General features: G+C 45.7%; 19 protein-coding genes. 4 read left to right on the forward strand and 15 right to left on the reverse strand.

Features of this window, described 5'->3' with window-relative positions; translation table 11 throughout:
• The 9 genes from G344_RS0105275 to G344_RS0105315 form a co-directional block, all read right to left on the reverse strand.
• Positions 1-1,595 (reverse strand): ESPR-type extended signal peptide-containing protein (locus G344_RS0105275; protein WP_028255295.1); only part of this gene is annotated, 1,595 nt, incomplete at its 3' end.
• Between the two features lie 277 nt (positions 1,596-1,872).
• Positions 1,873-2,331 carry a CBS domain-containing protein gene (locus tag G344_RS0105280; protein ID WP_028255296.1) on the reverse strand — a complete coding sequence of 153 codons (459 nt, stop codon included), beginning with the start codon at positions 2,329-2,331 and terminating at the stop codon, positions 1,873-1,875.
• A gap of 145 nt (positions 2,332-2,476) precedes the next feature.
• Complete coding sequence (locus G344_RS0105285) at positions 2,477-3,349, reverse strand: hypothetical protein (protein WP_028255297.1); 873 nt, start codon at positions 3,347-3,349, stop codon at positions 2,477-2,479.
• A 23-nt stretch (positions 3,350-3,372) separates the two neighbouring features.
• On the reverse strand, positions 3,373-3,852 hold the full coding sequence (gene rlmH, locus G344_RS0105290) for a 23S rRNA (pseudouridine(1915)-N(3))-methyltransferase RlmH (RefSeq protein ID WP_028255298.1): 480 nt from the start codon (positions 3,850-3,852) through the stop codon (positions 3,373-3,375).
• 9 nt (positions 3,853-3,861) lie between these two features.
• Positions 3,862-4,971: a S1C family serine protease gene (locus G344_RS0105295; protein WP_028255299.1), complete on the reverse strand. Its 1,110-nt coding sequence runs from the start codon at positions 4,969-4,971 to the stop codon at positions 3,862-3,864.
• Between the two features lie 4 nt (positions 4,972-4,975).
• On the reverse strand, positions 4,976-5,788 hold the full coding sequence (locus G344_RS0105300) for an MBL fold metallo-hydrolase (RefSeq protein ID WP_028255300.1): 813 nt from the start codon (positions 5,786-5,788) through the stop codon (positions 4,976-4,978).
• A 69-nt stretch (positions 5,789-5,857) separates the two neighbouring features.
• Positions 5,858-6,313: a hypothetical protein gene (locus G344_RS0105305; RefSeq protein ID WP_028255301.1), complete on the reverse strand. Its 456-nt coding sequence runs from the start codon at positions 6,311-6,313 to the stop codon at positions 5,858-5,860.
• A gap of 9 nt (positions 6,314-6,322) precedes the next feature.
• The gene (larE, locus tag G344_RS0105310) at positions 6,323-7,141 is read right to left on the reverse strand and encodes an ATP-dependent sacrificial sulfur transferase LarE (protein ID WP_028255302.1); all 819 of its coding nucleotides are present in this window, start codon (positions 7,139-7,141) and stop codon (positions 6,323-6,325) included.
• 166 nt (positions 7,142-7,307) lie between these two features.
• Complete coding sequence (locus tag G344_RS0105315; RefSeq protein WP_156886156.1) at positions 7,308-8,435, reverse strand: RuBisCO large subunit C-terminal-like domain-containing protein; 1,128 nt, start codon at positions 8,433-8,435, stop codon at positions 7,308-7,310.
• Between the two features lie 203 nt (positions 8,436-8,638).
• Between G344_RS0105315 and G344_RS0105320 the strand changes: the two genes are divergently transcribed.
• A complete protein-coding gene (locus tag G344_RS0105320; RefSeq protein WP_028255304.1) occupies positions 8,639-9,805 on the forward strand; it encodes a pyridoxal phosphate-dependent aminotransferase in 1,167 nt (388 codons plus the stop codon).
• Positions 9,806-10,162: 357 nt separating this feature from the next.
• Here the strand turns inward: G344_RS0105320 and G344_RS0105325 are convergent, their stop codons facing one another.
• The 5 genes from G344_RS0105325 to G344_RS0105345 form a co-directional block, all read right to left on the reverse strand.
• On the reverse strand, positions 10,163-10,582 hold the full coding sequence (locus G344_RS0105325; RefSeq protein WP_028255305.1) for a flavodoxin: 420 nt from the start codon (positions 10,580-10,582) through the stop codon (positions 10,163-10,165).
• Between the two features lie 19 nt (positions 10,583-10,601).
• Entirely contained in the window at positions 10,602-11,171 is a 570-nt protein-coding gene (locus G344_RS0105330) for a DUF3793 family protein (RefSeq protein WP_028255306.1), read from the reverse strand.
• Positions 11,172-11,489: 318 nt separating this feature from the next.
• The gene (locus G344_RS0105335) at positions 11,490-12,134 is read right to left on the reverse strand and encodes a hypothetical protein (protein ID WP_156886155.1); all 645 of its coding nucleotides are present in this window, start codon (positions 12,132-12,134) and stop codon (positions 11,490-11,492) included.
• A gap of 14 nt (positions 12,135-12,148) precedes the next feature.
• Positions 12,149-13,819, reverse strand: a complete 1,671-nt coding sequence (locus G344_RS0105340; RefSeq protein WP_028255308.1) for a glutamine--tRNA ligase/YqeY domain fusion protein — start codon at positions 13,817-13,819, stop codon at positions 12,149-12,151.
• A 42-nt stretch (positions 13,820-13,861) separates the two neighbouring features.
• A complete protein-coding gene (locus G344_RS0105345; protein WP_244869498.1) occupies positions 13,862-14,875 on the reverse strand; it encodes a 2-hydroxyacid dehydrogenase in 1,014 nt (337 codons plus the stop codon).
• Between the two features lie 249 nt (positions 14,876-15,124).
• Between G344_RS0105345 and G344_RS0105350 the strand changes: the two genes are divergently transcribed.
• Positions 15,125-15,529, forward strand: coding sequence for a hypothetical protein (locus tag G344_RS0105350; protein WP_028255310.1), 405 nt, complete (start codon positions 15,125-15,127; stop codon positions 15,527-15,529).
• 15 nt (positions 15,530-15,544) lie between these two features.
• Positions 15,545-16,438: a fumarylacetoacetate hydrolase family protein gene (locus G344_RS0105355; protein ID WP_028255311.1), complete on the forward strand. Its 894-nt coding sequence runs from the start codon at positions 15,545-15,547 to the stop codon at positions 16,436-16,438.
• 123 nt (positions 16,439-16,561) lie between these two features.
• Here G344_RS0105355 and G344_RS11990 read toward each other — a convergent pair whose 3' ends face one another.
• Positions 16,562-16,702: a hypothetical protein gene (locus G344_RS11990; protein WP_169718812.1), complete on the reverse strand. Its 141-nt coding sequence runs from the start codon at positions 16,700-16,702 to the stop codon at positions 16,562-16,564.
• Positions 16,703-17,001: 299 nt separating this feature from the next.
• Here G344_RS11990 and G344_RS0105365 point away from each other — a divergent pair, with 299 nt between their 5' ends.
• Positions 17,002-18,720 (forward strand): LytS/YhcK type 5TM receptor domain-containing protein, encoded by a 1,719-nt coding sequence (locus G344_RS0105365; RefSeq protein WP_028255312.1) that lies wholly within the window; start codon positions 17,002-17,004, stop codon positions 18,718-18,720.
• The last annotated feature ends 12 nt before the right edge of the window (positions 18,721-18,732 follow it).

The following is an 18,732-nucleotide window of genomic DNA, read 5'->3' on the forward strand; positions in this document are numbered from 1 at the left end:
GTAATGGTATTACTCAGGGCACCATTATTTCCCGTAATCGTCTCAATGGCACTGTCTAATTGTCTCTTATTAACGGCATCAGTAGCGTCTGTTCCAGTCGCTACGCCCTTAAGTGGCTTATTATTCAGCGTCACAGCATCATCGCTTAATGTAATGGTCGCTCCATTGCTACCATTACTAATACTCGTGATTCCTGTAAGCGTCTTCTTCAAGTCATACGTAATAACGCCGTCCGCACCGGATGTCGCCGTCAGGTTTGTCCCTGCCGCGAAAGTGAGTCCCTTAGACAAGCTTACTGTTTTCGATGCAGTATCCCCACTCGCTTTATAGCTAAGGTTCGTAGCTTCTGCTACTTTATCTGCATTGAACGTAATGTCATAGTTATCATGACCGTCTTCTGTGCTCTTGCTTACAGTGATTGCCCCATCACTCGTTTCTGTGAGTGTCGTCTTAGCACCAGCTACTTTTCCTATTTTTTTCACAGCATCAGTGACTGCATATAACTGCGATCCGTTCACTACATCCGTCGATTCAGGAGAAAGATTACCGGCTGCTACATTAGTAATCATTCGTTCTGCACCTTTTGCCCCAACACTGACAACCCCATTACCAATCACATATTGTTGTTGTTTATAATAACCGGCAAAAGAATATGTTGTTTTCTCATTCCCTATTGTTATCTCCCATGACTTTGCCGTTTCATTTTGGTTGGCAGCTCCAGCTTCCGAGCCATATCCCAATGCTACGCTACCTTCTGCTGTTACCTTCGCATCCTTTCCTAGCGCAATCCCCCCCCCAATATTATTATGTCCACCATCAACAGATGCACCTGCTCCTATAGCAATGCCATAGTAATCACTCGTACCAACATATCCTCCCGATACAGCAAAACCACCTACAGAACCGACTGCCGAACCTGCCCCCAAAGCGATGGCATCCTGGTTTGTTGCTTCTGAGTTTCTCCCCAAAGTTATAGCACCATTATAGGTAGATGAACTATCTGCTCCTATAGAAATAGCACCTACTCCATTAGCACTTCCACCACCAATAGCCACAGAATTTGTCCCCAGTGCGGTCGAATGATTTCCGATAGCCACAGATCCCTCCTCCGAGGCTGACGATTTATTGCCTAAAGCAACAGCACCTCTGCCTGAAGCCCCTGAATTACCGATAGCAACTACACCCGTTCCATTGACCGCTGTACTCCAACCTATAGCCACCTGTCCTTGGCCTGTCCCTTGATCCTCATCAGAGGCTCCTTTTCCATCGGTTTTTCCCCCACCTATGGCAACAGATGACCCACCTTTTGCTGTAGATTCTTTACCAATGGCCACCGTATTGGAGTTACCTTGCGCCGTAGCATTACCTACCACCGTTCCTTCTCCGTCCTGAAACTTAATAGTTTCATTCCCCCCAGTAACAGCAAATACAGGACTACTAGAAATAATCCCCAAGATACATGCTCCCAATACACCTCTATACAGCCCTTTTTTGGCTATGCGCTTTGATTTAGATTGATGCGTTTTTCCAAATTCATTAATAACTACAAAACATCCCTTCACTTGACTCCAAACCACTTTAAATATTTTATTCATAAAGTACACTTCTCCTTTAAATTTTATTACGAATAACCTAAAATCAGCTATTATCATAAAAACCTACATCTTATGAATATAATAATAACTTAGGTAATCTTCTTAACTACAAAACAAAAAAAGTAATTTTAAGCAATAGATATAGAATTTACAATTAAACTGTCCAAAGCATAGATTACAAAAGTCATTTCAAGAGTTCAGAATCATCATATAAAATTGTCTTCTTCATTTTTACTTTCCCTTTCAATATGCATCCCCACCTCACATTCACTTATACTTATACTTCTCCATCGGCAATCAGTCTCATAATATCATGACGCGTGATTACCCCTTGCAGGCAGTTGTCTTCATCAACAACCGGTACGGATTTCAAATGTTTTTCCAACATTACACCGACTACCTCTTCTACTTCCGTTTCCGGATGACAGGTAATAACATCCTTTGTCATTAATTCTGCTACGTGGGTAGCCAACAACTTTTTAAACTGTGCGTTGTATTCGCCGATACCGCTGTAGTAAATACTTGCTCCCAGTACATTCACATAATGCGGTGCATGAGGCCGTACTTTTTTATACAACAAATCGCCTTCGGTAATAATACCTTCCAGTTTATTGTGTGCATCCACAACGGAAATAGCTGTTAAATTATGTTTCACTAACAACTGTGCCGCTTCGTTAATGGTGCCATCACGACTTATAATAGTAGGATACTTATTCATTACTTCACTAACTTTCATAGTTGTCACCCTCTCAATTTGATTCTATTGGGACCTAGCCAAATATGTAATTTAATCGTCCTATATTGTTATAGTTTGACACACCTACGCCAAATTCCTTTTATTTACTCTATATCTTATTTTTCCTGCTATATATCACTTCGCATTACAACGTAATAAAGTAATGCGCAACAAGAACGATAGCTACCAGTGCTATCGCAATAATAATAGCCTTAATACCCTGACGATTTCCGCCGCTTCCGCCTTCTTCCGTACCGATGAGATTTCCCTCTTCATCATATTTATGACGATATTGACCTTCCAAATCTTCATAATCACGGACATCTTCTACTTTCGCTTGATATCGTTGCTCGTTGATTTTACGGCGCCGTTCCGCTACCTGTGCCTCTAAACGACTTACTTGAGAGGCCGCCATTTGCTTCCGGATATCCCGTAGCAGACTATCAATATACATAATCCTTTTATCCAAGGATTTATTAAGTTCTAAGCCGCGACGAATAAAATCTTTATATTCATTGTTTACTTGCTCATGATCGGTTGTATCATCCATTCTGCTGTGCATCAAGTTCTCCAACGAACGATTCTCGGTAACCAACGCATTGACTACCAAGACGACATAATAATTTAAATCGGTAAGCAGTGAATTAAATTCTCTATTTTGTTCCAACAATGAGTTCAGCTGATGCTCTGCATACGTTGGCTGACTGTCCCGAAGCAAGCTCAGCATGGATGACGCTTCTTTATAGGTCTGCAACGAACTGCATAAAAGCTCACAATACGATGTAATAGCCTCTACAGAATAGCCAATCGTAAGTAAACGTTCTTTTATGTGTTCATTACCATATATTGTTTCTGCTTTTGTCGTCAACGAAGTGTGCTGCAACGCTATTTGCTGCGCCATTTGCTGCAAGCGCATTCGCACCTCGTCAATGTCACGCCGATACGCTTCATCGGGAGACATGGTTTCCACAGACCATAGTAATGCCGGCTGTTTCAATAAAATAATATCCTCTGTCACGGTTTCCACTCCTCTGTATTATATTACCAATGATATGGTTCGCCACGATTAATTTTACATGCCCGATACAATTGTTCCACCAGCAACAGTCGCACCATTTGATGGGTAAATGTCATTGGACTGAACGACAGCCGAAGCCGCGCAGCATTTCGCAGCTTCTCCGATACTCCGAAGGCGCCCCCGATGACAAAGGTCATCTCGCTGATACCATCGAGCTCCAGCTCCGCCACTTTCGCTGCTATAGCTTCCGATGACATAGTCTTGCCATATACATCCAGTACTACAAGCCAACTCCTGTCATTCACCAATTTTAAAAGGCGTTCGCCTTCCTCTTCGACCACGTGTTGACGATCTGCATCGCTGGGTTTATCGCCGATTTTACTTTCATTCAATTCTGTAATCGTAACTCCGCCGTACGGGCGCAGGCGCTTAACAAATTCTGCCACTCCATCGCGTAAATAGGCTTCCTTTAGTTTGCCTATGGTAAGTATAGAAAATTTCATGATACCTCCTTACGCTTCCGGCGCTGGCATTTTGCCTAAGGTAATATCAAGCACCGTTGTGCCCTGTCCCCGTTGCACCGTGAGCTGCACTGTATCCCCCGGCTTATGCGCATCCAACAGCTGCTTCATAGCCATCATTGTATTGACTGCCTTACCGTCAACAGCCGTAATAAAATCGCCTTGTCTAATGCCCGAATCCACACCGGGACCATTATCGTATACACGTGCTACATACAAACCATCGACATTTAATTTGACACCATATTTAGCGGCCGCTTCTTTGTCCAATAGGCCAAGCCCCAAGTACGGACGAGTCACATAGCCATTTTTGATTAATTCATCAACAATCGTCTTAGCTTCATTAATCGGAATAGCAAAGCCCATGCCTTCTACACCGGTATGCGCAATTTTTTCACTGTTAATGCCTACGACCTTTCCATCAGCATCAACCAATGCCCCTCCGGAGTTACCGGGGTTAATAGCTGCGTCCGTCTGAATGAGAGGAAAGCGCTGTGATTCCATATCCAGCGTGCGATGCAGCGCGCTAATAACGCCAGCCGTAACGGTTCCTTGGAATTCTAGCCCCAATGGATTGCCGATGGCAATGGCCGGCTCACCTACCTGTAAGCTGTCGGAATCGCCGAATTCGGCTACCGGCAAATTCTCGTTGCCATCGATTTTAACAACTGCCAAATCCGTCGTAGGATCTACGCCGATGACCGCACCGTCTACCGATGTTCCGTCGCTGAGCGATACCGTTACCTTTTTATCCGTCGCTTGTGCCACAACGTGATAGTTTGTCACTATATATCCTTTTTTATCAAAAATAACACCGGATCCCACGCCTTCACCGACTAATACTTGTCGATTAAAAATATCACGGTTGTAAACTCGCGTCGTAATCCCTACAACTGCCGGGCCTGCCTTCTTAACGGCTTTTACAATGGCTGTATCCCGCGCCGGTGTAAGAGGTACCGATGTTTCCTCCTTGGTGTCACTTGCCGTCGTAGTCGGCGTCGTTGGCACAGCCCACTCATGTGTTAAGTAGCCACCGATTCCACCAACTAAAACAAAAATAATTGCCATCAATATAAAAATATTTTTTTTCTTTCCGTCCATCGCCTCAAGCCTCCTGTCCGACCATACTTACACATTCCTTCGGTTGTCCGTGTTGTAGCCTAAAGTCTTTCCCTTCAATCAATCCAACTTCACCGGTAAGTCGATGCACTGTATCGTTCACCACCGGTACGGCATTATTTTTTTCCGAACGATGCGCCAAGATTACTTGTAAATTGTCGGGGCGTTTCATCATAAGTAATGCTTGCGCCGCACTTTCATTGCTCAAGTGTCCGTATTCACCGGCAACACGGCGCTTTAAATCCGGCGGATACGGTCCGTATCGCAGCATTTGCGGATCATAATTTGCTTCCAGCACCAACATGTCACTTTCATCCATTGCCCGCAACATTCTATCGTCAATCGTACCCGTGTCAGTCATTAACGTCATTTTATGGGAGCCGCCGTAGCAGCTTATGCCCATAGAGTCAACTGCATCATGCTTTGTCTTGAACGTCTCTACCGAAATATCACCGACAGTAATATTCGCCTTTGTCAAAACGGTAAATGACTGATAGCCGGCAACCCGTTTGCCAATAAGTGCCTTCATAGTCCCTTCCCTTGTCAACACCGGCACATCATATTGCTTGACCATTTGCAACAATCCTGCAATATGATCCGAATGCTCATGCGTAATAAAAATACCTGCCAGCTTAGCCGCATCCAAGCCCAGTGCCTTCATTCCCTGCGTAATTCGCCGTGCACTGATACCGGCATCGATGAGGATAGACGTATTTTTATAAGCCACTACTGTTGCATTGCCTTTACTGCCACTGGCCAACACATGCACTTGAAAGGCTGTCGTATTTCCTTTCCCCACGGTGTGTCATCTCATCCTTTCTATGACTAAAAAACGGGATTGCCTTCGACAACCCCGTCGTTTATCTGCCTATTTTGTTACTTCATATACATGGCCTGCGCCGAGATGGTCTTTAAGAACGCGCCACTGCGCACGTTTTGCTTCAATCCACGTCGCCTGATTTACTGCCGGGTCTTTATTGATGTTATCAATCACAAAATCATCGCGGTCTGCCCAATACAGACGTCCTCCTTGGTAAGCCAATACGGCGCCGGTAATTTCAGCCGTACAATTTGTTCTAATCGGTACCAAGTTTAAACGACTGGTATCACAAAATACTAGTTCAATGGCCGGCAAGTTTTTATCTTGGCGCTGAAATACCATGCGTACCCGTCGCTTAGCATTGATCGGATACATAGCCAACGCCGGTTGCACATAGGCACCACTCAAATAGTCGAGCTCTGTTAACACACAGTTCCTAAATCCGTTGAATACCTTCATTAATTCATCAGCATCTTGTTGTGATCGAATTCTATGCCAATCCACGATAGCCTCCTACTCGGTAATCTGTCGATTAAGATTGCCGCTCTTAAAACCCTTAATGTCCACACTAACATATATAAAACCTATATGATCAAATTCTTCTTGCACCTGTTTGCGCCAAGCAGAATCGGTAAATTTTACAAATTCCGCTTCGCTCACTTCTATACGTGCCATACCATCATGGTAACGCACACGAAACGGCTCGTCAAGGAAACGACGCAGGTAATTTTCTCCTGCATCAATCATAGATAGCGCTTCCCGTGTAATCACATGATCGTACGGTATCCGCGTGGCCAAGCAAGGAGAGCTGGGCTTATCCCATACCTCAAGCCCCCACGCCTTGGCGACCGCTCTGATATCCGCCTTAGTAAAGCCGACTTCAAGAAGCGGACTTCGCACCACCTCGAGTTCTTCCAAGGCTCGCATACCCGGTCGGTAGTCCTTGGTGTCATCGAGGTTGCCACCATCGAGTACTTCATTGATTCCCTCGCGGTGCGCCCAATCAATCAATTGCGAAAATCTATTCTTTTTACAATAATAGCAACGCTGTGAGTCATTGCGTACAAAATCCGGCATAGCCAGTTCATCAATTTCCACGATTGTATGGTCAATTCCAATCATCGCTGCAAACCGCTTGGCGTCCTCGATTTCTCGTCTCGGCAACGTCGGTGAGCTAACAGTAAATGCTCGGGCCTTATCCCCCAATGCCCGTTTGGCTGCAGCCGCTAAAAATGTACTATCTACACCGCCGGAAAAAGCGACCACAGCACTTCCCATAGAACGTAAGCTGTCCAGCAGTTTTGCTACTTTAGCCTCCAATTCTTCCGTCATATCTTCTCCTTCTCTCATCCATCCTTTAATACTAATTATGTATTTTTATGTTTTTCCTTAACAACGGCATGTATCTGCTTTGCTTGTATGTTTGCTTTGCTTATGTATTTGCCTTACTTGTGTATTGGCTTTACACGTCTAAACTGTTTGTATGCGATACATCACATCACACACTGAGTTGTTCCAACATATCCACAAAGAAGCGCATGTTGCTTTCCAAATCATTGCCTCGTCGAAACATATCGCCGCCTACTAAAAACATGGTATCGTTACCGTATAGTTGCAACAGCTCCGGCAAACGTGCTTCCGTCACGCCGCCCCCGGGGGAAGGACAGGCTGCCCGCAACCCCGGCATCGGTCGGCTGATATATTCATGAATTCGTTTACACTGCTCTGCCGTAAAAGTAAAGCGTCCGCCATACGATACAAAAATGGGCATATCACCACCGAAGAGACGCGGCAAAAATCCAATCCACAAATAATCCGCAATGCCTGACGTACCGGGCAATGCAAAGCCCCCCATCATCGCCGGATGCACAATCAACGGCAACCCTAAGCTTTCATCCTTCGCCAATCGTTGCAACCAACCGAATCCCGTCAGGGCCGGTGCCACCATCAACGCCGTTGCGCCGGCTTCCTTAGCAAAATGCGCACGCTCCAATACGGCTTCACCATCAGCCGATACATTCGCCGCATATAATGTATGACCTCCGGACTTGGCATTGGCTTCATGCACTACCGCTGCGCAACGCTTCACCCGTTCCTTGAAAGGCGCAAAGCTTTGATTGGTAATTCCATGATCATCCTTAATCACATCGGCTCCGCCCAATGCATACGCCCGACACATAGAGGCCAACTCATCCGTTGGTGTCCCCATCGGTTTGATAACCGCCTGCATCAAAGCCCGTCGCGGCGTATGGCACAACCTACGCAGTCCGTCCAAGCCAAAGCGAGGACCTCCAAAAGCCTTTGCCAATCCTTCCGATATATGTATATCTACTACCCATATATGAGGCTGCAATGAAGAATTCCCGAACACTACATTTAAAAATTGTGTCGCTTCATAGGCAGTCAACGCATCGGCATAGGAAATTACCGCACGATACCCTCCGCTGTCGACCGCATCCAAAGAAACGAGCCGTCCCACTACATGGTCGCGAATATATTCCGATTGCAAACGCTCGTACAGAAACTCGATGGTCTGTTCCACCTGCACGCTCCACGCAATTTGCTTGGCCTCTTCATAGGTATCGGCCTCTATTTGATATGTAACCGTAAATCGCTCTGTATCCAGTGCATCCATGGTATCACTCCTTAAGGACCGCCCACATCTCCGGCGGTATGATTCATTATTATATCACACTTTCCGGTCCATCACGGCGACTAATGAAATTCTATCCGTAATTGTTTTTTTATGGTACACTGTTGTACACAGAACTATTTTTACCCCGTTGACAGTGCTCACTGTCAACGAATACAAACAACGAGGTGAATTTCATGGATTGGACTACAAAACTTTCAACAACAGCACAAACATTACCCCCTTCGGGAATTCGCAAATTCTGGGAAATGGCTATGTCCATTGATAACGTAATTTCTCTTTGCGTCGGCGAACCCGACTATGCACCACCGGCTAAAGTCATCGACAGTTGTATTGCCAGCTTGGAACGGCGGGAAACGAATTATACCGCCAACGCCGGTTTGTTGCCGTTGCGCACGGCTATTCGTCATTGGTACCACAGTCGTTACGGCGTTGACTACATCGAAAACGAAATGATGCTCACCATCGGTGCCAGCGAAGCCATCGATTTAGCACTTCGCGTCTTGGTTAATCCCGGCGACGATGTACTCATTCCCGATCCGTCCTACGTGGCCTATCCGGCAGAGGTTCATCTCATGCAAGCCAATCCCATCATGGTTCCCACTACCCTGGAGGAAGGATTTAAATTGACACCGGCTGCGCTAGAAAAACACATTACACCGAAGACACGCGTTCTTCTCATGGGCTACCCCAGCAATCCTACCGGTGCTATTTTAACGCGTCAGGATTTAGAAGGTATTGCAGAAGTAGTAAAGAAACACGACCTTATTGTTGTAAGCGATGAAATTTATTCCGAACTCACCTATGACACCACCCATGTAAGTATTGCGTCTCTTCCCGGTATGAAAGAGCGCACCGTCATCCTTAACGGCTTCTCCAAAGCCTATGCTATGACGGGATTACGTATCGGCTTTATGTGTGCCCCTCACGAAGTCATCGATGCGGCCATTAAAATTCATCAGTACAGTATCGTTGCGCCGGCTACTCCGATTCAACACGGAGCGATTACAGCCTTAACCGAATGTGATGATGCAGTAATTGATATGCGCAATGAATACAAGGCTCGCCGCGAACTTATCGTCACCGGCTTCCAAAAAATGGGATTACCGGTAGCCGTGCCGCAAGGTGCCTTCTACGTGTTCCCCGATATTTCTTCTACCGGACTTAGTGATGAAGAATTTGCCGAACAACTACTCCTTACAAAGCACGTAGCCGTTGTCCCCGGCTCGGCCTTCGGTGTATGCGGCAAGAATCGAATTCGTTGCTCCTATGCATCATCCCGTGAAACAATCGCCATCGCTTTACAACGCATCGGTGAATTCGTAGCGGAACATAGTAAATAAAACATATTACACCATTTATGTATGCGGCTACTCTCCTTAGAATAAACTGCCTATATAATCAACTACTCCCCTTAACATAAGCTGCTTGGAATATATCGCGTCATAGTACACGAAATATATTCTTTAATACATAACGATAAACAAAACCCCTGCGAAGTATGGTTACGGTATATCCCATCTCCACACATCGCAGGGGTTTTATATTTTATATGTATATTTTATTTTTGTATTGTGCTTGTACAGTTAATACTGTTTTACACATGTACACAATATAATTACTCTATCATTAACAACTCGATACGATGGCTAATGATATATCCACATTGCAGTTTATTCTTATATCAGCGTCCGATGCTTTTATGCTTCAGCCAATGCTTTGCCCTGAGCTTCGCACTGCGCATTGCCATCGTCATCAGGTGCACCTAAAATAGCTACATTATCGGCAACAATTTCACCGCCGGCTGCTTTTACGCGTTCTGCCCAATCATCAAGCCATGTACCGCCCCAGCCATAGGAGCCGAAGAGCACAACCTTCTTACCACTAAGTTTACCTTCCAATTCGTTGTAGAACGGTTCGAATTCCATATCTTCCAACTGCTCTGCACCCATATCGGCACAACCTAATGCGAGTTTATCAAAAGCGGCTGCTTCATCCACCGTTACATCGCTAACAGATTTTACAACTACATCTTGACCGGCTGCAGCAATTCCTTTGCCTACCGCTTCCGCCATAGCAGCCGTATTACCTGTACCGGACCAATAAATTACACCAATCATTGTTGTTACCTCCTTATTACTAGCACGCAGTGGCCGCAACTAATGCGCCTAATGCCTTTCCATTTAACAGTTCTGTATGACAGAACTCGCGACAAACGCGAAAGCAGTAAAACGAACGCATTGCCGACACCTGATTTTCATACACTTTCCATTCACCGCACAGCTTATAGCCGTTTCCTTTCGAGGCGATAAAGGCTTTTACATCTACCAACGGATAGCCGAGAAACAAGCCGATTTCGTGAGGGAAATCAACCTCTGTTTCCACACGCCGTCGCAAACGCACTAACCATGCCTCTAGCGATTCCCTCGCATCATAGCCATAGCGCTTCAAAAACGCCATATGACCGGGTTGTCGCAAGTAGTCATCCAACATCTTCTTGCGATACACCAAGAGTAATCGCCGCTCTTTGCAATGACAAAGCTCGTAAAAATGCAAGCCCTTCGGATTAAATTGTGTATTATAGTCAGACAATACAGATGCCACCATTGTATCTACATTACGTGGTATCGCCACAAGGTTTGCTACCTTTATTCCCCGTATTGCCGGTGCACAATGATAACCGATAATATATTCTACCAAGTTTATCATATGATCTACCTGCCTTCGTCATATATTCGGAGAACACTTGCTCTCATGGCCTGTCATACTAGTAAATCCGGATTTATCTGATAATTAATCTCATATTATTATCATATGAGATTTTTAGGAAAACAATAATTTTCTAATCATCTTCTGGCTTAATCATACAACCAAACCATAATTATGTCAATATAATTGATATTTATTTTCATTTACTTAATCGCATAGAGGTATGCATTTTTGATACATGTCAGTCTATATAAAAAGCGATACCGCATTATCTGCGCTATCGCTTTTCTTATATTATTAGAGACGCTTTGTAGCCGCTCACTTGGTTACATTCATCATCTGTTTCAGTTGAGGCCATAACAGGGCATCATCGTCACCGGCAATTGCCAAGATACGCAAGGTTGGACCGAAGTAAATATTGTCATATACCACCATATGCAATACCTCTTTATAGGTAACTCCTTTTTCGTTGGTCGCCACTTGTAAGGTACCTGTATATAGCCCCTTTTTTATTTCCTTTAACGGCTCAACTACAGTATACGGCACCAAAATATTGGCACGGCCGCTATTTATTACCGCCGCTACTTCAGGCAAAGAGCTATCCTCCAAATCTTTGCCCTGTGCTGAAATTACCGGCATTGATCCGTTAACCCCAAGCCGTTGCAAGCCCTGATCACCAAGGCGTACATCGCCGATCCACGCATACTTAACGACATCGTTATCCTTGTAATTCAGCAGAAACGAATGGGCACTCAACAGCCCCATATCCATAAAGGCTGCTCTTGCCGTCATATCTGTACGACCTACAAATAACGCCTTGCCTTCCGTAGATCCCGCTGTAAAACCGGCAGGCACGTCCTTAGCCGATAACTCCACAGTGCGCAAGCCCGCAGCCTGGACACTGCTTGCCGTAAGTGCTCCCGCCAACAACACGGCACAACACCACGCTTTGTAATTCATCATGTACTCCCCGCCTTTTATCCTTTTTTCTGCATCTTAGCCCACGAATCGCGAAGACCGACAATACGATTCATTACAATATGATTTTCCGTACTGTCCTTATCCGTTACAAAATAACCTTGACGCAAGAACTGGAAGTGGTCTTCCGGCTTTGTCGCAGCAAATGCCTGTTCGCCTTTTGCCTGACAAATCGTAAGCGAATTTGGATTGATTTGTTTTAAGAAGTCTTTATCCGGCGTTTCATCGTCGCTCTTCGTAAGCAAGTAATCATATAGACGTACTTCCATATCCACTGCCGTAGCGGCATCAACCCAATGTAAAGTACCTTTTACTTTACGCTGACAACCGGAACCGCTGCGACTTTCCGGATCATACGTGCAATGGATTTCCGTGATGACACCATCTGCGTCCTTCACTACATCTTCGCACTTAATAATATACGCACCCTTCAAGCGGACTTCCTTGCCCGGAGCCAGGCGGAAGAATTTCTTCACCGGTTCTTCCATAAAATCTGCCCGTTCAATGTATATTTCTCGGCTAAAGCTTACTTCACGACTGCCCATAGCTTCATTTTCAGGATTGTTTTCCAATGTCAACATTTCCTGCTGACCTTCCGGATAGTTGGTAATAACAACCTTCACCGGATCGAGAACTGCCATCTGACGCGGCGCTTTCATTTTTAAATCTTCGCGAATGCAGAATTCGAGAAGGGCTACATCTACGATGCTATCCGCTTTAGCCACGCCGATACGCTGACAAAAATCACGAATTGCCGCCGGCGTATAGCCACGACGACGCAAGCCAGAAATGGTAGGCATACGAGGATCATCCCAGCCGCTGACCAGCTTGAGTTCTACCAACTGACGCAGCTTGCGCTTACTCATAACCATATTGGTGATATTCAAACGAGCGAATTCAATCTGCTGTGGTTTTTCCGTATCGTCCCAATCTTCCAATACCCAATTATATAGCGGGCGATGCACTTCAAACTCCAAGGTGCAGATGGAATGCGTAATGCGTTCGATAGCATCACTTACAGGATGCGCATAATCGTACATCGGATAAATGCACCATTTATTTCCCGTACGATGATGTTCGGTATGTAAAATACGATATAATACAGGATCGCGCATAACAATATTCGGTGATGCCATGTCGATTTTAGCACGCAACACCTTTTCGCCATCTTTATATTTGCCGGCCTTCATTTCTTCAAACAACCGGAGATTTTCCTCTACCGAACGATTACGGTAAGGGCTGTCCGTCCCCGGCGTAGCAAAATCACCGCGGTTGGCCTTAATCTGTTCCGGTGTCTGATCATCTACATAGGCTTTGCCTTTTTTAATCAACACACACGCATAGTCATAGAGCTTATCGAAATAATCGGATGCATAGTACGGCTCCTTATCCCACTGGAAGCCCAACCATTTTACATCTTCTTCAATAGACTGTACGTATTCTACATCTTCTTTCACCGGATTGGTATCATCAAAGCGCAAATTGGTTTTCCCGCCATATGTCACACCGAGACCGAAGTTCAAGCAAATCGATTTGGCATGGCCGATATGCAAATAGCCGTTCGGCTCCGGCGGAAAACGAGTGTGTACACGCTTGCCGTACGTCCCCTCTTCATTGTCTTTGTTGATGATGGCTTCAATAAAATTTACTGCCTCATTTGTCGTTTCCAACCGTAATCTCCTCCTATATGCGGCCACGCCTTGGCGAAGCCCTTACTCCTTATAATTGATTTCTTCGTTCACACATGTTTTCAGCGGTTTTTGCTGCACGCCGTTTATAATATTATCCGCCGTTAAAAAGGCCATGTCCTTACGAGTTCTGTCCGTAAAGGATCCGATGTGCGGTACTACCAACACCTTACCGGTCTTCAGTAACGGATGGTCCGGCGGCAACGGTTCCGGATCGGTTACATCCAATGCAGCATAATCGATGTCACCTTCATTCAAGGCATCCACCAATGCATCGGTATCTACAATTTTACCGCGTCCCACATTAACAAACAAGGCATCCTTTTTCATTTTTTTGAACGCTTCCCTATTCATCATGTGATACGTTTCTTCCGTAAGCGGCGTCACAACCAGCACCACATCACTGTCCCGAAGCAGGCTGTCCATATCACGATATTCAATCATATACAAATGATCGTCCTTACGAGGATGGCGATTATGGTAAATAACAGTCATACCGAAGGCACGAGCCCGGCGGGAAATTGATAAACCGATATTGCCCATACCGATAATCCCTAGCGTGGTGCGACTCAAATCACGCCCCTTAATATTCGACGGACGCTGTGCCCACTGGCCGGATGTAACGAACTCCATATTTTCCAGTATGCGACGACGCGCTGTCGCCACTAAGGTAAAGGCCAGCTCAGCCACCGTTTCCGTCAACACATGCGGTGTATTGCCATAGGGAATTCCCTTAGCCGTAAGATCATCCACCTTAACATTATCATAGCCAACAGAAGCTTGGGCTATCACCTTCAGCTTCGGCGCATCCGCCACTAAGTCCGCATCAACGGACACATTATTAATACTCCAAAGTCCATCTGCTTCACGGAGCCATTCCTTTAATGTTTCCCGTGGCATCGGCGTCTTTTCCGTCCACTGTCTTACCTCTACGTGTTCACTTAAGTAGGCAATGGCATCCTTACGCACCAACCCCGGTACAACAACCAACGGTTTTCCCATGGTAATCCCTCCAATCGTAACTCTCTGTTTTTTCATTTAGTATCGTCTACAGCCGGTGGCCATATACGACATATGATGTACTATTATAACACATATTCACTCTTCTTAGGCTACGTTTGCCTATAAAATTTATATACTTATATACTGAATATACTTTGTTTAACCGCGCTCATCTGCTATACTAATGATATGAAATATAATACCGCTAGGTATGTAATTTCCTTATCCACTAATATAAACAGTACAAAAGAAACATGTATCTTAAAGAAAGAGAAGGATTGGACTATGTCAGTATTAGAACAAATCGATGAGAAAGAAATCACCCTACGGGAGGCAAAGAGCATACTCGTAAAGCTGATTGCTGACTATGACCCGGATCTTCCTGTTTTCTTGACCATTGACGAACACGGTCTGAAAAAGACCTTCAGTCTTGTGCCTAAGAGAACAAGACGCCGTGCCAACGGAGAAGCATTCAGCATCAGAGAAATCCCATTCGAAGAATTAGAAACAGTAACGGAACCGGGTACCTATTTGGCCATTGATAAATTTAACATGGCACCGGATACGGTAGTACCTTTTATTTACGGTCTCTACATTAACTATAAGAACGAACGCGATTTGCGCTTTTTCAACGACCGTAAAAGCTGCGAAAAGTGGCTGCTGAAAAAAATTAAACTTTTGGAAAAATAAGAGGAGTTGACAAGTATGAAGGTTGCTACCTTTACAACCGCAAACGGCTTTCGTCAGTGGGGCGTCATCGACGACGAAACACAGACGATTTTAGGAGCCGCCGATTTAGAGGAAGCGTATTTCTCGTTTCTCCCGGAAACCTTGGATGAACTTATCCGTGAAGGCGACGAAGGAATTCTGCAATTGGCGTCCACCTTGCAAAAGCATCGCGAAACACCGATTGCCGAGCCGTATCGCCTAAGCGAGGTAACCTTGGAAGCCCCGCTGACTATGAATAAAAATGTAATTTGCGTCGGCAAAAATTACGATGAACACATTGCCGAATTCGATCGTGAAAAGGCAGCCGTACCGGAGCATCCCATTTTCTTCTCCAAGCTGCCGACCAGCGTTATCGGCCCGGGCAAAACGATTCGCCTGCACGAAGATACTACCTCACAGGTAGACTACGAAGGCGAATTGGCTATCATCATCGGTAAACGCGCCTCCCACATTCCGGCGGACGAAGTGTACGATCACATCTTCGGCTATACCATCGTCAACGATGTAACGGCGCGAGATTTGCAAAAGCGTCACAGTCAATGGCTGTTGGGCAAGAGCCTGGATACCTTCTGTCCCATGGGACCGGCCATTCTCATCGGCGATAAGCAGCCGAAAACATTTGAAATTCATACGTACGTTAATGACGAGTTACGCCAAACCGGTTCAACGGCGGATTTAATTTTTGACATCCCCACCTTGGTATCTACATTGAGTCGCTCCATTACTCTCGAGCCCGGTGACGTAATTGCCACCGGTACCCCTGCCGGTGTGGGCATGGGCTTTACACCGCCTCGCTTCCTGGCAGACGATGATAAAGTATCCATTACCATCAGCGATATCGGTACCCTTGAAAATCCGGTAGGACGCTAAGTCGTTAACCAAATAAAAAAAGCCTTTGGATTTGTCGTTAATAAACTGACCCCCGATTGTTAGACCTAACATCTAACGACCGGGGGCAGTTCAGTTTTAGACAACCTAAAGGCTTTTATTTTTTTACACGCCAAGCAACCAGAATACGCCTAATCGCAATAAACTTAACAGGATAACGAGGCTCCCCAAAAAGTGAAGCGTCCCTTCCATGCCTTGTCCAAAACGAGTAAGCCCTGTTTTATTAATAAGTTCAAAATAACACATAGTGTCACCTCCGCATATAGTTGTGTATCCCCATCATTACCTCTCAAGCATGCACCGCCCACAATTATTTTGTCTGTGCTCCGGCGGTATGACAAGTACGGTATTGTCTACGAAATATTTCATTACCTTTATGGTACTACATTTTGATAATTTAACTCAAGTTATAATTTATATTAGATATACGCTTTTCTCATATGATATACTGATACCAAACCATGCCTTACCTTACAAGGCATATCCACATTATGCGGGTTTCATCTTGATGTTGTATTTCGTATATTCACGAGGGATATCTCATTATGACTGTAGAAGTATTACTTTTTGAAATGATAAAGCGTATCAGCATTGCCGTCGTATTAGGCCTTATTGTATCACAGATGCGCTTCTTCGATCGACTGATTGCTCACAAGCTGTCAACTAAGGACAGTACCATCTTTATTATCATCTTTGCCGGCATTGCCATCGCCGGTACCTACGCTGGCATTCCCATTGATGATGCCTTAGCCAATTCGCGTATGGTGGGCATTATGGCCGCCGGTCTCATCGCCGGACCGCGCATCGGCGGTATCGTCGGGCTGTTAGCCGGTATACATCGCTATTCCCTGGGCGGCTTTACCGCCTTGGCCTGCGCCATCTCATCCATTCTGGAAGGGTTACTGGCCGGAATTATTTACCGCTACTCACCGCGTACACCCATTCCCGCCGGTTGGGCCTTACTCATCGGCTGCATAGGCGAACTGTTGCAGATGACAATTATTTTGCTCGTTGCCACGCCATTTGCCCTGGCCTATCATTTGGTCAGCGAAATCGCTCTGCCCATGACGATTGCCAACTCCATCGGCTTATCACTTTTCATAAAAATCATCAAGGACAGTATGCACCGCCGAGAAATTTTAAAGGCCAGCCAAAGCCAAAGCTTATTGGCCATTGCCCGACAAAGCGTAAGCTATCTGCGCCAAGGTTTAACACCGGACACGGCCACTGCTGTGGTTAAGATCATCAAAAAGCACACCGCCTACGCCGCCGTGTCCGTTACGGACACGGAGCGCGTCCTTGCCTATATCGGAGCCGAAGCCAATCATCACGGCCCGGAGCGTCCGCATCCATTAACCAGCGTAACTGTAGAATCCTTGCGCACCGGTAAAATTCACATTGCCTATAACCACGATGAAATCGGTTGTAACGTCCCCCATTGTACCTTACAAAGTGCCCTTGTCGTGCCCTTGACCATTAAGGATACCATCATCGGCTCTTTAAAGCTGTACTACACCGAGCCATCTCGCATTCCCGATGCATCGGACATCGCCTTTGCCCAAGGACTGGCAGACCTCTTCTCCACACAGCTGGAGTTGACGGAAATCGATCGCCAAGCCAAGCTGACGGAAGAGGCAAAAATGCAAGCCTTGCACACCCAGATTAATCCACACTTTTTATTCAACACCTTGAACACTATTTCGTCCCTTATCCGCACCAATCCCGAAGCAGCACGGCGACTGTTGATTAAATTTTCTCAACTGTTCCGCTTCACCTTGCAGTATACGGGACGCATCATTTCCTTTCAAAAGGAATGGGAACAGGTGTCCGCCTTTTTGGAAATTGCCGTGGCTCGTCACGGGGATCGCTTATTTGTAACGCATACCATCGATCCGGCGTTATTCGCCTACGGCATTCCCTCGCTAACGCTGCAGCCCATTATCGAAAACGCCATTAAACACGGCCTTCAGCCCCGTGAGGAAGGCGGCTCCATATCTATTCTCGGTGCTGTTGACGGCGATGACATGGTCATAACCGTTATCGATGACGGCGTAGGCTTTGACAACGATCCGACCTATTATTTGGAGCATCCCCCGGAAGGGCATATCGGCATCAGTAATGTGCATAAACGCCTACAAGGAATATATGGCAAAAAATACGGCCTGTCCATTACCTCCGAACCGGAGGAAGGCACGCAAATAACCATTCGCCTTCCCCGCGAATTACCGGAGGAAGCCACCCGTCGTCACATCTCTACCATTTAAACGAAAAGGAGG

Source organism: Veillonella magna DSM 19857, assembly GCF_000428745.1.
In the GTDB taxonomy this organism is placed as follows: domain Bacteria; phylum Bacillota; class Negativicutes; order Veillonellales; family Veillonellaceae; genus Veillonella_A; species Veillonella_A magna.

Coding starts and splice junctions, on each gene's coding strand:
- G344_RS0105345 (WP_244869498.1), bottom strand. CDS start 14,875: ATGAAAAAACAGAGAGTTACGATTGGAGGGATTACCATGGGAAAACCG.
- G344_RS0105350 (WP_028255310.1), top strand. CDS start 15,125: ATGTCAGTATTAGAACAAATCGATGAGAAAGAAATCACCCTACGGGAG.
- G344_RS0105320 (WP_028255304.1), top strand. CDS start 8,639: ATGGATTGGACTACAAAACTTTCAACAACAGCACAAACATTACCCCCT.
- G344_RS0105365 (WP_028255312.1), top strand. CDS start 17,002: ATGACTGTAGAAGTATTACTTTTTGAAATGATAAAGCGTATCAGCATT.
- G344_RS0105280 (WP_028255296.1), bottom strand. CDS start 2,331: ATGAAAGTTAGTGAAGTAATGAATAAGTATCCTACTATTATAAGTCGT.
- G344_RS0105330 (WP_028255306.1), bottom strand. CDS start 11,171: ATGATAAACTTGGTAGAATATATTATCGGTTATCATTGTGCACCGGCA.
- G344_RS0105335 (WP_156886155.1), bottom strand. CDS start 12,134: ATGATGAATTACAAAGCGTGGTGTTGTGCCGTGTTGTTGGCGGGAGCA.
- G344_RS0105325 (WP_028255305.1), bottom strand. CDS start 10,582: ATGATTGGTGTAATTTATTGGTCCGGTACAGGTAATACGGCTGCTATG.
- larE (WP_028255302.1), bottom strand. CDS start 7,141: ATGACGGAAGAATTGGAGGCTAAAGTAGCAAAACTGCTGGACAGCTTA.
- rlmH (WP_028255298.1), bottom strand. CDS start 3,852: ATGAAATTTTCTATACTTACCATAGGCAAACTAAAGGAAGCCTATTTA.
- G344_RS11990 (WP_169718812.1), bottom strand. CDS start 16,702: ATGTGTTATTTTGAACTTATTAATAAAACAGGGCTTACTCGTTTTGGA.
- G344_RS0105355 (WP_028255311.1), top strand. CDS start 15,545: ATGAAGGTTGCTACCTTTACAACCGCAAACGGCTTTCGTCAGTGGGGC.
- G344_RS0105295 (WP_028255299.1), bottom strand. CDS start 4,971: ATGGACGGAAAGAAAAAAAATATTTTTATATTGATGGCAATTATTTTT.